Annotated in this window: 16 protein-coding genes; 5 read left to right on the top strand and 11 right to left on the bottom strand. The window is 40.4% G+C overall.

Annotated features, from left to right (window positions below):
* Positions 1–69: 69 nt before the first annotated feature.
* Positions 70–768: a TetR/AcrR family transcriptional regulator gene (locus tag IO68_RS24285; protein ID WP_023013215.1), complete on the bottom strand. Its 699-nt coding sequence runs from the start codon at positions 766–768 to the stop codon at positions 70–72.
* A gap of 120 nt (positions 769–888) precedes the next feature.
* Between IO68_RS24285 and IO68_RS24280 the strand changes: the two genes are divergently transcribed.
* The 4 genes from IO68_RS24280 to IO68_RS24265 all read left to right on the top strand — a co-directional run bounded on the left by IO68_RS24280 (position 889) and on the right by IO68_RS24265 (position 4,848).
* Positions 889–2,343 carry a coniferyl aldehyde dehydrogenase gene (locus tag IO68_RS24280; RefSeq protein ID WP_023013214.1) on the top strand — a complete coding sequence of 485 codons (1,455 nt, stop codon included), beginning with the start codon at positions 889–891 and terminating at the stop codon, positions 2,341–2,343.
* Between the two features lie 168 nt (positions 2,344–2,511).
* The gene (rpmB, locus tag IO68_RS24275) at positions 2,512–2,748 is read left to right on the top strand and encodes a 50S ribosomal protein L28 (protein WP_004649871.1); all 237 of its coding nucleotides are present in this window, start codon (positions 2,512–2,514) and stop codon (positions 2,746–2,748) included.
* 12 nt (positions 2,749–2,760) lie between these two features.
* The gene (gene rpmG / locus IO68_RS24270; protein WP_003654787.1) at positions 2,761–2,916 is read left to right on the top strand and encodes a 50S ribosomal protein L33; all 156 of its coding nucleotides are present in this window, start codon (positions 2,761–2,763) and stop codon (positions 2,914–2,916) included.
* Positions 2,917–3,132: 216 nt separating this feature from the next.
* Positions 3,133–4,848: a cation:proton antiporter gene (locus IO68_RS24265; RefSeq protein WP_023013213.1), complete on the top strand. Its 1,716-nt coding sequence runs from the start codon at positions 3,133–3,135 to the stop codon at positions 4,846–4,848.
* Positions 4,849–4,899: 51 nt separating this feature from the next.
* Here IO68_RS24265 and IO68_RS24260 read toward each other — a convergent pair whose 3' ends face one another.
* The 10 genes from IO68_RS24260 to IO68_RS24215 all read right to left on the bottom strand — a co-directional run bounded on the left by IO68_RS24260 (position 4,900) and on the right by IO68_RS24215 (position 13,880).
* Positions 4,900–5,178 carry a hypothetical protein gene (locus tag IO68_RS24260; protein WP_004876712.1) on the bottom strand — a complete coding sequence of 93 codons (279 nt, stop codon included), beginning with the start codon at positions 5,176–5,178 and terminating at the stop codon, positions 4,900–4,902.
* Positions 5,179–5,290: 112 nt separating this feature from the next.
* Positions 5,291–5,794: a DUF6586 family protein gene (locus IO68_RS24255; protein ID WP_004876710.1), complete on the bottom strand. Its 504-nt coding sequence runs from the start codon at positions 5,792–5,794 to the stop codon at positions 5,291–5,293.
* A gap of 73 nt (positions 5,795–5,867) precedes the next feature.
* Positions 5,868–6,227, bottom strand: coding sequence for an ASCH domain-containing protein (locus IO68_RS24250; protein WP_023013212.1), 360 nt, complete (start codon positions 6,225–6,227; stop codon positions 5,868–5,870).
* 6 nt (positions 6,228–6,233) lie between these two features.
* On the bottom strand, positions 6,234–6,479 hold the full coding sequence (locus IO68_RS24245; protein WP_004876705.1) for an RNA recognition motif domain-containing protein: 246 nt from the start codon (positions 6,477–6,479) through the stop codon (positions 6,234–6,236).
* Between the two features lie 63 nt (positions 6,480–6,542).
* The gene (locus tag IO68_RS24240) at positions 6,543–8,522 is read right to left on the bottom strand and encodes an ATP-dependent helicase (protein ID WP_023013211.1); all 1,980 of its coding nucleotides are present in this window, start codon (positions 8,520–8,522) and stop codon (positions 6,543–6,545) included.
* A 117-nt stretch (positions 8,523–8,639) separates the two neighbouring features.
* On the bottom strand, positions 8,640–9,212 hold the full coding sequence (locus IO68_RS24235; protein WP_023013210.1) for an HdeD family acid-resistance protein: 573 nt from the start codon (positions 9,210–9,212) through the stop codon (positions 8,640–8,642).
* Positions 9,213–9,392: 180 nt separating this feature from the next.
* Positions 9,393–10,151, bottom strand: coding sequence for a hypothetical protein (locus IO68_RS24230; RefSeq protein ID WP_023013209.1), 759 nt, complete (start codon positions 10,149–10,151; stop codon positions 9,393–9,395).
* Positions 10,152–10,240: 89 nt separating this feature from the next.
* Entirely contained in the window at positions 10,241–12,880 is a 2,640-nt protein-coding gene (gene topA, locus IO68_RS24225) for a type I DNA topoisomerase (protein WP_004876697.1), read from the bottom strand.
* A gap of 33 nt (positions 12,881–12,913) precedes the next feature.
* The gene (locus IO68_RS24220; protein ID WP_023013208.1) at positions 12,914–13,363 is read right to left on the bottom strand and encodes a hypothetical protein; all 450 of its coding nucleotides are present in this window, start codon (positions 13,361–13,363) and stop codon (positions 12,914–12,916) included.
* Between the two features lie 154 nt (positions 13,364–13,517).
* Positions 13,518–13,880 carry a winged helix-turn-helix transcriptional regulator gene (locus IO68_RS24215; protein WP_023013207.1) on the bottom strand — a complete coding sequence of 121 codons (363 nt, stop codon included), beginning with the start codon at positions 13,878–13,880 and terminating at the stop codon, positions 13,518–13,520.
* Positions 13,881–13,979: 99 nt separating this feature from the next.
* Between IO68_RS24215 and IO68_RS24210 the strand changes: the two genes are divergently transcribed.
* Positions 13,980–14,990, top strand: a complete 1,011-nt coding sequence (locus IO68_RS24210) for a zinc-binding alcohol dehydrogenase family protein (RefSeq protein ID WP_023013206.1) — start codon at positions 13,980–13,982, stop codon at positions 14,988–14,990.
* Positions 14,991–15,033: the final 43 nt, after the last annotated feature.

The following is a 15,033-nucleotide window of genomic DNA, read 5'->3' as shown; positions in this document are numbered from 1 at the left end:
TATTCAAATCAAATTAAAATCAAGCCGAGCATTCTAGCCCTTTTTTGCCTCAGACTAAATAGCTAAGGGCTACTCCTCGTCATTTTTAAGATTAGATAAGCTTGCAAATAACTCTGATGGACCAAGCGACTTCAATAATTGCTCATAAGTCTGACGGCTTTCCCCCATCAAATATGGCCCCTCCAAGAACACCATTTGACGCAACGCCTGCCAAACCCACTTTTCCTCTAAGCGATTATTATCACTAATATGGCCTGACATATACAAAAAGTTAGTCCAGTTGGTTAAGACGATCCACAAGTTGATGATCAATGCTTCGATTTCAGAATCTGTCATTTTCATCAAACCCGCATCAACGAAAGCACGATAAATCCGTTGACCTTGTTGCATCACTTGCCCAGCAAAACGTGGGTAAATTTTTCTAAAGTCTTCATTATTTTCAACTAGATGATAAACATCACGATGAATGAAGCGATAAGCCCATAATTGATTACTCAATACTTGGAAATAACTAATTTTATCGTTGGCATTCAATGGGCGATCAGTAGGTAATGCCAGCATTTCCAGTGTTTCCGCCTGATACTGCTGCGCCAACTCTTTAATAATTTCTTGCTTGTTACGAAAGTGATAATACAAATTGCCAGGGCTAATACCTAACTCAGCAGCAATATGATTTGTCGTGACTGAGCGTTCACCACGCTCATTAAACAACTGCAAACTGATCTGCAAAATTCTATCTTTTGTTTTGTTTGGCTTAGCTTGTGACATTGAATTAACCATCTATAACATTATCAATAGGTTATAAAACAAACCTATAAAGCGACTTGACACTTTAGAGTATTTACTCTAAAAATTAAAAAATAATAAGCTTTCTTTTGGTCCACTCCTATGAACAGTCAAACAAAAACAACCGCTATGACACCTCATGTTGATGTGAAACGGCTACATGATTTGCTTGAGCAGCAAAAAGCGGCTTACCAACGCCATCCTGTACCGAGCGCAAAAGAACGTATTGAACGCTTAGCTCGACTTAAAAATATCTTGGTAAAGTATCAAGATCAATTTGCTAACGCAATTAGTCAAGATTATGGCAATCGTGCAGTGATGGAAACCAAAATTGGTGAAGTTCTTACTTGTTTAGAGCATATCAAATACTATAGCAAGAACTTAACCGAATGGATGAAACCATCTAAACGCCATATCAGCATGTTACACCAACCAGCAAAAGGCTGGGTAGAATATCAACCACTCGGTGTTATTGGTGTGATTGCACCTTGGAATTATCCATTGTTGCTTTCTGTTGGCCCATTGATTTGTGCATTGGCTGCGGGTAACCATGCCATGATTAAAATCTCAAGTGCATCATCGAACTTTGGTTATGTACTTGAAAATGCACTTTCTGAAGCATTTCCTCAAGAACTGGTTGCAGTTGTAAATGGTGGTGGTGCAATTTCAGATGCATTCAGTCATCTTGCTTTCGATAAAATGATTTTTACAGGCTCTACTTCTGTTGGTAAAACGGTGATGGCCGCTGCTGCTCAAAATCTTGTTCCTGTCATCTTAGAATTAGGTGGTAAATCACCTGCTCTTGTTCATTCTGCAATGAACATTCGCGATGTTGCACAACGTATCGCTGTAGGTAAACTCTGGAATGCAGGTCAAACATGTGTTGCACCTGACTATATGTTCCTACCTAAAGGTCAAACGGCTGAGTTCACTAAGCACTATAATGATTTTGTGAATACCATGTACCCAACGCTACGTGATAATAAAGACTACACTTCTATTGTTAATGACAAGCAGTACAATCGCTTACAAGGTTATTTAGAGGACGCTCAAGCTCAAGGTGCAAATATTGTTGAGCTAAATAACAAAAAAGAGTCATTGACTGACGTTCGTAAGATTGCCCCAACCTTATTAACAGATGTAACAACTGACATGGAAATCATGAAGAATGAAATCTTCGGTCCTATCCTACCAATTTTAGAATACGAACATATCGAAGATGCAATTCAATTCATCAATAGTCGTCCTCGTCCATTAGCATTCTATTATTTTGATATCGACAGCGCGCGTGCAGAATATGTTGCAAGCCGCACTCATTCAGGTCACTTCGGGATTAACCAAACATTGACCCATGTTGCGCAAGATGATCTTCCATTTGGCGGTATCGGTGCATCTGGAATGGGTAAATATCACGGTAAAGAAGGTTTCTTTAGCTTCTCACACGAACGCTCAATGATGTCAAATCCTGTAAGTCCTAAACTTTACAGTTTAAAATTCATCCTTCCGCCGTATAATAAAGCGATGCATAAAGTGCTTTTAAAAACACTATTCCGCTAAGCTGATCAAGGCATGATCTATCACACTAGATCATGCCCTGTTTTTACCAAATTCGCTTGTCTTTTAATCGTATTTTTGGTATAAAACGCCCCTTGAATGATTTCATCCGTTTACTTGAATGGCTAGTTGCACGAATCAGTGCTATATGAACTAGCAATGGAGTTCACCATGTCTAAGGTTTGCCAAGTTACCGGCAAGCGTCCTATCGTTGGTAACAACGTATCGCACGCAAACAACAAAACCAAACGCCGGTTCGAGCCGAACCTGCACCACCACCGTTTTTGGTTAGAAAGCGAAAAGCGTTTTGTACGTCTTCGTTTAACCACTAAAGGTATGCGTATTATTGATAAATTGGGTATCGAGAAAGTTGTTGCTGATCTCCGTGCTCAAGGTCAAAAGATCTAAGGAGTCTGAACAATGCGTGATAAGATTCGCCTCGTTTCTACAGCTGGTACTGGTTACTTCTATACCACTACTAAGAACAAACGTACTATGCCGGAAAAAATGGAAATCAAAAAATTTGATCCAAAAATCCGTCAACACGTAATTTTCAAAGAAGCTAAAATTAAATAATTTTAGTTCTTTAAAAAAACGGCTTCTTTTGAGGTCGTTTTTTTTGCCCGATAGAAAGCTCAAACCCACTATAAAAGATTTACATAATTTTTTTTGATGATTAAAAAAAATATCATCAACAAATCCGATTTTAGTTGTTAAAATTTTAATCTATCCGCTTTGGCATTTTTTATGCTTATTTACTTTGACCTTAACCGCAACGATTAAGGAGCTTCAATGCCACATGATGTTAATTTAATTATATTACTTGCTGTTGGTTTTGGTATGGCCCTCATTTTTGGCTATATCGCAGCACGTCTACGCTTACCTCCTTTAATCGGCTATTTAATTGCGGGCATTATTATTAGCCCAAATACACCGGGAGTCGTCGGTGATATTCAACTTGCCAATCAGCTTGCTGAACTGGGTGTGATGTTTTTGATGTTTGGCGTAGGTATGCATTTCTCCCTGAGCGACCTACTCCAAGTTCGCCGTATTGCTTTACCGGGTGCGATTCTACAAATTGCTGTTGCGACACTACTGGGTATGGTCGTTTCTATGTTCTGGGGATGGAGTTTTGGTTCAGCCTTAATCTTTGGTTTAAGTTTGTCATGTGCTAGTACCGTCGTATTACTTAAAGCGCTCGGTGATCGCGGTTTACTTGACTCTGTGAATGGCAAAATTGCTGTCGGTTGGCTACTGGTTGAAGACCTTGTGATGGTCTTGGCGCTAGTTTTACTCCCTGCCACAGCCGTGTTGCTCGGTGGTCATGCCCTACCCGGCACAGATACCTCACAAAGTATCTGGATGACTATTGGACTGACACTACTTAAAGTAACAGGCTTTATCGCCTTTATGCTCATTATTGGTAAACGACTTGTGCCAATGATCATGCAATTTGTCGCTCGTTTAGGTTCTCGTGAGCTTTTCACACTCACAGTCGTTGCTGCCGCCGTATCGATTGCCTATGGCTCATACGCTGTATTTGATGTTTCTATGGCTCTTGGCGCGTTCTTTGCTGGAATGGTGGTAAAAGAGTCTGACTTTAGCCATCGTGCCGAAGAGGAGACCCTACCGTTACGTGAAATCTTTGCAATCTTATTCTTCGTTTCAGTCGGTATGCTGTTTGATCCAAGAATATTGGTCGAAGAGCCACTCCATATCTTAGCTGTCGTGGCAATCATCATGGTCGGTAAAACATTAGCTGCCATGGCTTTAGTTTTATTCTTCCGTTATCCAATCAATACAGCCTTGACTGTTGGTGCAAGTTTGGCGCAAATCGGAGAGTTCTCATTCATTTTAGCGACACTGGGTTTAGCTCTCGGATTACTCACACCTGAGGCACAAAATCTAATTCTCGCAGGCGCATTATTTTCTATTACGCTTAACTCTTTTATTTTCTCAGCAATCGAACCTGTTCAACGCTGGATTCGCGAACGCTCTCATTTGGCGCGCCTACTGGAACGTAGTGGTGACCCACTTGCCATGCTTCCAGATGAAGTTGATCAAGAATATCTACGCGATCAAGTGGTCATTATTGGTTACGGCGGTGTTGGCCGACGAATCAGCGAGAACCTCATGGAACAAAACATCAAAGTAGTTATTGCTGAGGAAAACCGTGAGATTGTTGAAAAATTACGTACGCAAGGCATTGCTGCGGTCAGCGGTGAAGCGACTGAACCGAATGTTTTGATTCAGGCACATATTCAGCATGCTCGTTTACTAGTGATCTCACCTATGGATATTTTGGATATTCATCGTATTGTCGATATTTCTAAACAGCTAAATCCAGAAATCCAAGTACTGATTTGCGCTGAAAGTAAGGAAGAAGCAGCTGTCATCAGAGAAGAAAATATTGGTGAAGTGTTCTATGCAAAAGAAGAAATGGCGAAGAATATGAGTCATCATATTTTGAATCAGATCGAACTTGCGCACCAGTCGCCAGCACATTAAGCCTTTTCGATATAATAAAAAAGCGTACTGTAGTACGCTTTTTTTATGCAATTAACTTAAGTGAGCTGGCTGCTCATCCAGCACTTCTGCTTGCCATTGATTCATTTGTTTTTCCAACAAACCAAATAAAGCAGCCTGAATCATATGCTGAGCAACTGATGGAGTTTGATCTCCTAAGATTTCTTTAACTTCATCGCTAAACTGAATTTTCACCAATGGCTCTTTTTCAGAGTCAGCATTACGCAAAGCAAGCTCACCACCTTCGAGTTGAACAAGCTCCAAAACGGCTTCTTGATTACCAAACAATTCTTTTAACTGTTGCATTGACATATATTCTCTCCATGTTTCAACATGGTGGCAAAGCACGTTTGTACTTTGCGATCTCACGTCTTATTTATATGTGTACTGCTTGCTTAAATTTCAAGTCGTTGAATTGCTCAACTTAGAACTCGACCATTTCATTACGGAAACCATCAATCAGATGGCTCAATTCACGATGCCATTCACGTAGAATTTTGGCATCTGGCAACCACGCTTGTGGACTCTGAGTAACCTTAATAATGAGATTTGAAGACGTTTCACTTTCTGGTTCAGGTGCAGTCGGCTCAGGTGCATATTGACACATACGATAAGCACGTTTCAACTCTGCCACAAAACCATCTTTCGCTAACTGCTGTAAAACAACGATTTCAGGCGAAACCTGTCCTTTATCTGCCATATGCTCTTCAACCGATTTAAATGTCGGTTGTAAGTCATTTAAGCGGTAATAACGGACTAACTCCTGCAAGAACGCTAAGATTGCGCCATGCAAATGAAATACAGCTGCTTCACGGTATGCTTGAGCCTGTTGAATATGCTCAGTCTGCTCCGCTTGTTGACATGCGAGTCGAGCAAAATAGAGTTTTTGATTGGTACGATCGGCATGGTAGCGAGCAACACGAGACATAACAAATCCCTTTTTTCATTTCATTTAAATCTTGGTTGATTGTAAAGCGAATTAGCGATGAAACAAATAGTACTTAGAGCCTCAATTCAAGACGATAAAGTTTTCTTTTCGCTATGGTTTCGATTGGCTGTGAAAATGGTCGTACATTGCTGATCACCCAAGCAAAATATCCCACTGCCCAAGATGAAGCACATGCTGCATTCACTTCATCTTTTGTCCAAAGATGTACGGACTCAATATCCACCAAAGCAACAGCTCGACCGATTTCCTCTTCACCATCTGCGAGCAAGAAACTCTGATTTTCTACAATCACAAGATTTTTAAGCGGCAGATACTCAGGTTGCCATGAGCGAATTTCAAGCGTCTTTAAACCTTGTGCAATTCGCCCACCATTTGGTGCAACTATCGATAAAGCTTGATATTGCTTTAACATAAAAAATTAGGCTTTATCTTCCGCAATTTTTACACGGATACCAGCGCCTTTAACTTTCAAAGTATTTAAACCTTTTACAGCCTTAACCGCCTCACGCGGATTCGACATTTCAACAAAGCCAAAACCTTTAGACTTACCCGTGTCAGCATCTTTTACGACAACGCAAGAATCAACTTTCCCATAGGTCTTAAATAAGTCGAGCACTTCTGCTTCGGTCACGCTACGATCTAAATTACGAACTAAAATTTTCATACTAAAACCTAAAAAGGATTCACGAACTCGTCTGTGAATCAACAACGATTGAATTGAACTAGTTTAATCGAAATCTATCCCAAAACCTAAATTGATTGTCGTCGAACGAGAACGATTGGCTTGTCCATAAGCTCGAGGAATATCTCGATGAATCTGAACATCAACCAAATGCTGAGGCAAATCATTTAAAAAATAACTTTCTATTTTTCGCCCTAACTCATCGTATTGATCCTGTGACCATAAATTCAGATTCTGCTTGGTCAAAATTAATTCATTTTCAGCGCGAGTTAATGCAACATACAGGACGCGTCGCTCCTCCTCTACGTCATCAAAATCACCTTGCGCTCTGGCATGTGGGTACTGATTTGGAGAGACATGAGGAACATAGCAAACTTTCTGCTCCGCACCTTTGGCTGAATGAATGGTAATCAGTGTGACAAGGTCTTGATCAGGTGTTTTATCAATTTCCGAAATAGAAATTGGATCAAGTACATACTCTTCTAAAAATTCACCTAAAGCACTATGTTTACGCGCCAATTGTTTGACCAAATCGAAGTCTTTAACACGACGAGACCAATCTTTGGTTTTATAATTATTTTCCAATTGCTCAGCCAATGCATCTAAGGCCAAGCCAATACAAGCTTCGACATGCTGTTGTAACACATCCAGTTGCATCAAGATCAAAATGGCTTGTTGTGGTACTTTGCCATGTCGTTCTAAACGCTGACAACGCGCCTCTATATCAGGTAGCTGAATCAATTCTTGTGCTAACTTACTTGCACCGACATCCCCCACCCCATCCCAAAGCGTGAGAAAACGCATCCAAGCCAAATCATCCTGTGGATTAACACTAACGCGTAATAAACTCAAAACATCTTTAACATGCGCCGACTCAAGTAGTTTCACACCACCAATGAAGCGATAGGGAATATTTGCTGCAATCAGCGCACCTTCCAAATATCGCCCACTAAAGCCTGAACGCAATAACACCATGTGTTCAGCCCAAGCTGCCCCTTGTAGGTGACGACGATTTAAATCTTGAATAATCCAATTTGCCTCTTCAAACTCATTACTCAAGATATGCAGTTGAGGTTTTAAGCCTTTGCCTCGATAGGCTTGTAAATGTTTGTCGTAACCAATTTGGCTTTGATCAAGCAACCAATTGGATAAGTCTAAAATACCTTGAGTTGAGCGATAGTTCATTTCCAATGTAAGCACTTCGGCATCAGGAACACGCTCTTTGAAATGATGAATATTTTCAAAGTCAGCACCACGAAACCCATAGATTGACTGTGCATCATCACCTACACAAAACAATTTAACCTTCCCGACTAAAGGCTGTAACAACGCCCATTGCAATGGATTGGTATCCTGCATTTCATCGACTAAAAGTGCTGAACAAAAACCAGTGACCCATTTCACTAACTCAGGTGAATTTTGTAGATGTACGGCAACGATCGCTAAGATATCATCATAATCTAGAAAATTACGCTCTTGCTTGCGCTGCTCATAAGCTTTCATCAGTTCAGTAATTTGCGCTTTATACTCTACAGCCTGTGGCAGTTGTTCAACTAAAGCATCCGAGAGTTTGGTTTTAGTGTTACGAGCATACGAATACAAATCACATAGCTCTGCTGCTTTAGGCAGCACATTACCTTTATCTTTGCCGCGTAATAATCGGAACATCAGCAATTGATCATCACGATCAATGATACTAAATTGTGTAAGGCCAAAAGCGCGTGGATTACGGCGTAGCAGATACATACAAAAAGTATGAAAAGTGGAAGCACGTAAGCCCTTAGCCTGCTCACCCATATGTTGCTCAACACGTGTAATGATTTCACTCGCTGCCCGACGGGTAAAGGTCAGAATTTGAATCTGTTGCGCAGGTAGTCCCTGATCAATTAAATACGCTGCTCTTGCCACAATCGTTTTGGTTTTACCACAACCTGCTCCTGCTAAGACTAAGCAGTTTTGCACAGTGGTTGTTGCAGCCTGTTTCTGTTGTGGATTCAGTTCATCAATTAGCTTGGCAAGCGTCATAAAATCGATCAGTTATAAACGAAACGTTATTTTAACAGACTCAGACACTCGATATGTTTCGGAGTACCTAAAAACAAAAAGAGCATGTAAACACATGCTCTGAGGCGATCTGAATATTTAAATAGTAGTAGAACTATGAGGAAGCTGCTTAATGGCACTAGCAAAGGTCAAATAATTAATCCCTTGGAATAAAATATCAATCGCAAGAAACATACCCAATACCCAGAAAGGTGAATCAGGTGATGACAGAATTAAAATACCTGTTAGTAACGTCAAGATACCTGAAAATAACACCCAACCCCATCCAGAAATCGGTCTGAGAATAAAAGCATTAACAGTACGAATGATACCCGCGATAATCAAAGCAACGGCCAAAAAGCTGGTAAGTACGACCGCGGTAATCACAGGCGTAGTAAACGCAAAATAACCCGCCACGATGTATAAAACACCAAACAAGGCCCATAACCAACGTGTACCGCCTTTAAACACCATAAATGCAGCGACAAAATGTAAAATACCACCCAACATCATCAGTACACCGAATAAAAGTACCGCAGATAATGTTGCAAATGGCAGCGCCGCTAAAAGAACCAAACCAAAAACGACCAATAAGACACCTAATAACAGATACCACTTACGATCATCATGTAGCTGATTACGAATGAGGTCATTACCCACAGTTTTCATCATTATTTACTCTTTTATCATCAATGTTATATTTATATATTGAGCGCCTTTTACAGCGAATTCTGTATAAGGCATGTTGAGAATTAATGACGGAATGTCAGAAAAATCTGTGTTTTATTTCAGTTTTTTTATTTTGTAGCAATCATTTTAAATAATATGGATAAGTTCGGATTTATCCACAGTTCATTTAATCCAGCCTAGTTCTTGTGCAGTTATTACGCTGATCACGGTCTGCTCTAAGTTCTGCGGCATTTTGCTTTTTTGCGCTGATAATGGGATACGTCCACCCATGATTTCAGCTTCAGTCTGCGGATACAAAGGCTGTTTATCCGCTTGAGCATAGCCAATTGGAAAAATAGGTTCACCCGTATTTAAATTATATTTATCCGTTGCGCCAAAACCATGGAGCAGCTCATGTACCAAAACGACATTGTTCTGCTCGACTTGTTTTTGTGATGCGAATAAATTGACTGATCCAATTCGTCCTCTTTCTAATGCCGTAGAGTGTTTTAATTCTCTTGTTTGCTTCGGATCATAATAATTGAGATATAAGGTTAAACTCGGCGATCCATCAATAGATTGATGTTGCTTCCAAGCATAATAGCGAAACTTGAGACTCCATAAGATATTTTTCAAAATGCTTGGTTGTTCGGACATTCGTGGGGGCACTGTGTGTAGCTCTCGCCCAATTTGAATCATGAAATAACTACTTTGCCCACGATACTGTCGACTATTTTCTTCTAAATATTGTTTTACATCAGCAAAGTCAGCTGACTGTAATTGTTGAATATATTGTTGTGTTGAAGCCAAACCATCTGCATTGATCGGGTGTAAAAGAATATTAATGGGTTGATTCCAGTTTTGATTTTGATCGCGATATGCATTTACTGCAACGATCAAAAGCACGACCAATAGACATGCTACTCGGATATTTTTCCACATTTTTAAATTCCCCACCCAACACTTGATTTTTTAATTTTGTTCTATAAAAAATGCTAGCAAGTTGCTAGCATTTTTTGAATATTTCTACTTTAGCCTTCTACCCATTTTCCATCTTGGAAAACTAAGCTCCACTTAGTTTGCTTACCTTCTGCTGTCTCAGAGCCAACATATTGCGCTTGGTTCTTACGACTAAATTTCACTACAGTTGCATTTCCTTCTGGGTCAACATCAGGTGCTTGCAATAAGAATTGATATTTAGGATCAAGCTGATCTGCAACACTGCGCAGCTCCGCAACTTTTGGTGCGCGTGTCTCACGAATTTTCGGGAATTTACTTGCCGCCAAGAATAGACCCGCTGCGCCATCACGTAATACGAAGAAATCATCATGCTTGGTTGAGCGTAGGTGTTCCATTTTGATTGGGTCAACACGCGGCGGCGCAGGCTGACCATTTTTCAATACCTTACGCGTGTTATCACAGCTAGAACAAGCGAAATATGGACCAAAACGACCTGTTTTCAACTGCATCTCACCATCACATTTATCACATGGAATGGTTGGGCCATCATAACCCTTGATTTTGAATTCGCCTTCTTCAAGCTCGTAGCCATCACAATCAGGGTTATTACCACAGACATGAAGTTTACGACCACCATCAACCACATAGCTATCCATTGCCGTCCCACACTTAGGACAACGATGTTTAGACATTAAATCTGCAGTTTCTGCACCATCATCATCTGATAATGCCGCTAAAGATTCTACAGGGGTTAAATTGAGCGTACCTTTACAACGTTCTTTTGGTGGCAAGTTATAACCAGAACATCCTAAAAATACCCCTGTCGTTCCTGTACGGACTTGCATTGGACGCGAACATTCAGGACATGGCACATCTGCAACTTCAACAGGCTGATTACGGCGCATACCGTTTTCACCCTGTGCATTGGTCAAACGCTTTTTAAAATCACCGTAGAATGTATCGAGTAACTCTTTCCAATTACGTTCACCTGTCGCAACGCGGTCTAACTGTCCTTCTAAATCTGCTGTAAAAGCATAATTCATCAGGTTGTTAAAACTTTCATCCAAACGATCAGTAACGATCTCACCCATCTTTTCTGCAAACAGACGACGGTTTTCAAGCTTCACATAACCACGTTCTTGAATCGTCGAGATAATCGCAGCGTATGTCGATGGACGACCAATGCCTTTTTTCTCTAACTCTTTCACCAAAGATGCTTCAGTAAAGCGTGCAGGTGGTTTAGTAAAATGTTGACTCGGATCAAGCTTCTCTAGCTTAAGCACTTCACCTACTTTTACCGCAGGCAATAAAATATCATCATCAGATTTATTGGCACCACGAACGCGGGTGAAGCCATCAAACACCAAAGTACGACCTTTGGCTTTCAATTCAACATTTGCCGCTTCAACCGTTAAAGTTGATGATAAATATTCAGCTGGTGTCATTTGACACGCAACGAATTGACGCCAAATTAAATCATATAAACGCTGAGCATCACGTTCTACGCCTGCAAGCTTGTCACCCGTCAAAACTACATCTGATGGACGTATTGCTTCGTGGGCTTCTTGTGCGCCTGCTTTATTGCCATAACGATTTGGTTTCGCTGGTAGGTATTTGTCACCAAAGCTTTGTTGAATATGGTTACGTACCATATTCACAGCGTCATCACTCAAAAAGGTTGAGTCGGTACGCATATAAGTAATAAAACCACCTTCATACAAGCGTTGCGCAAGCATCATGGTTTTCTTTACAGAGAAACCTAAGCGTGTGCTGGCTGCTTGTTGTAAGGTTGAAGTGATATAAGGTGCGCTTGGGTTTACCTTAGTCGGCTTATCTTCGCGTAACGCAACTTTATATTCTGCATCTTTTAATACATTGAGTAATGCATCAGTTTCAGCTTTATTTTTAAGCTTAAGCGTTTTACCTGCTTGTCGAACGGCTTCTAAACGAATGTCATCTTTCTTAGACAAGGTATCTGCAAAGACTTGCCAATATTCTTCTGGGATAAATGCACGAATTTCACGTTCACGCTCAACAACCAGTTTCACCGCAACAGATTGAACACGCCCTGCTGAAAGTCCACGCGCAATTTTTTCCCACAATAGTGGTGACACCATGAAACCAACAACACGGTCAAGGAATCGACGTGCTTGTTGTGCATTTACACGGTTTAAATCAAGACGTGTTGGCTGTTTAAACGCTTCTTGAATCGCATTTTTGGTAATTTCGTTAAATACAACACGATGGTAACGACTGTCATCACCGCCAATCACTTCACGCAAATGCCAAGCGATTGCTTCCCCTTCTCTATCCAAATCCGTTGCAAGATAGATGGCATCGGCATCTTTAGCGAGCTTTTTTAATTCAGCAACAACATTTTCTTTACCTGGAAGCACTTCATAATGTGCAATCCAATCATGTTCAGGATCAACACCCATACGGTTGATCAATGCACTTTGAGCTTTCTCAGCTTTTTGTTCTTCTGTGAGCTTGGTTCGTGTAGCTGGCTTCTTTTCTGTTGATTTTGCACCGCCACCTGTAGGTAAATCACGTACGTGACCGACCGATGACTTCACAACAAATTGTGAGCCTAAATATTTATTAATGGTTTTCGCTTTTGCAGGCGACTCCACAATCACTAAGGCACGTTTATTTGCAGCAGATGTTGAAGCTGCTGTGCTTTTTGAAGCAGAGCGTGGGGTATTCGCCATAATTAAAAAAAATTCCTATGATCAATCAAAGAATTAGCGCTTCGCTAATTCATGTAAATAAGCTTTCATATCGTCAAGCTGTGTCGCTCTCAGGTCTGTTTCTTCATCCCAATAAAGCCCCACACAGTTAGCCTGCATATCAATAGCATAAACTCCTGTTAATGCAATGGGTAAATCATTAAATTTCTGATCACCTTGCACCACTTCTAGCTTGCCATCAACTACTCTTGCTCGCATCAGCGCTAAGCGTGCATCTGGAATAAGCACACTATAATAAGCCACCATGCTGGCACGTTTTTCTGAAGCCATTGGAACTTTTGTCCATTCTGGAGCAACAATTAAACGCGGATGTAGTCCCATTTTTCGTGCTTGATCACGCATTAATCCTAGTGCCTTTTCTCTCGGACTTACACGCAAGCCAAAAATTGAACCCAGTACAAAAAGTACTATCGCAACCGTTATCCAAATTCCAATATTACTCATAATGTCGCCCAAAACATCCTTTTATTAGCGTTACATAAGTTGAATAAAAAAGGCAAGTTACAACCTAAAAATATTACTCAATTCATTTATAAACTAGAAATCGATCTATTTATATAAAATGATGCGGCATCATCTATAACTGCTTCGATTTATTTTATTCAATTGAAGCGATTTTACCGAACTGATCAATGTGGGTATCTCCCCAACTTTTTAGAGCCAATAAAATATGCTCTAAACTGCATCCAAAATCAGTTAAACAATATTCAACTTTAGGTGGAACCTGAGGATATACCTCACGATGAATAATACCATCTTGTTCTAATTCACGAAGCTGATTAGTCAACATTCTCTGTGTAATAGAAGGAATACGTTTTCGAATTTCGTTAAACCGTAATGTACCTTCATTTAATAAATGCCAAAGGATGACGCACTTCCACTTTCCGTCAATTAAGCTAATGGCAGCTTCAACAGAACAACCAGGTGAGCAATCAAAACTTGAATGTCGCACTTTTGCCATTTAACAGTATCCTTTTTGACACTATGAGCGTTATTTGTATGTAGTCACACATTTCAAGCTTACGCTAAGCTTAAATTCCGAACAAGAGGAATCACCATCATGAAAGCTGTGGCATATCAAAAAGCAAGTCCTATCTCATCTACAAGTGCGCTCATTGATATTGAAATTGATGCACCAATCGCACAAGGTCATGACTTACTCATTCGCGTTCAAGCAGTTTCTGTAAATCCAGTTGATACCAAAATTCGTCACAATGTAAATCCTGAACACAATCAATGGAAAGTTTTAGGGTGGGATGCTGTCGGTGTCGTCGAAGCTATCGGCGAGGAGGTAACATTATTTAAAGTTGGCGATATTGTTTGGTATGCAGGCGCACTGAATCGTCAAGGCAGCAACGGCGAATTGCATTTAGTAGATGAGCGCATAGTGGGGCATAAACCAAAGTCGATCGATACTATTGAAGCCGCGGCCTTACCTTTAACGGCAATCACCGCATGGGAAATGTTGTTTGATCGTTTAAAAGTACCGACTTCATCACCTTTAAATACCACTATCTTGGTGATTGGAGGTGCTGGTGGTGTAGGCTCAATGACTATCCAATTACTCAGGCAATTAACTAATTTAACAATTATAAGTACTGCCTCTCGTTCTGAAACAGCCGATTGGGTCAAACAGCTCGGTGCAGATTTTGTTTTAGACCACCGTCAACCCTTAGCAGAGCAAATAACCAAGCTCGGTCTAAATGCACCAACGTATGTATTTTCGACCACTCAAACCGATCAACATTTACCTGATATTGCACAACTGATCGCCCCTCAAGGGCATTTCGGCTTGATTGATGACCCTGAGCAATTAGACATTAAGCCCTTTAAATCAAAGTCAGTGTCGATTCATTGGGAATTTATGTTCACACGCTCAATGTATCAAACTGAAGATATGATCAAACAAAGTGAGCTGCTTAATCAAATTTCAACACTTGTAGATGCTGGTAAAATTAAAACCACAGTAACCCAAGTTTTATCTCCAATTAATGCAGAGAACCTCAAACAAGCACATCTACAAATCGAAAGTGGCTCAACGAAAGGTAAAATCGTACTGCATGGTTTTTAATATTAAACTGTCAAATAAAAGACAAAATATGGCAAGTTTCACG

It is taken from the genome of Acinetobacter sp. COS3, assembly GCF_000475335.1.
GTDB classification, from domain to species: Bacteria; Pseudomonadota; Gammaproteobacteria; order Pseudomonadales; family Moraxellaceae; genus Acinetobacter; species Acinetobacter venetianus.
Note: the sequence above shows the minus strand (reverse complement) of the source record. Positions and strands in the feature narration are given on the sequence as shown.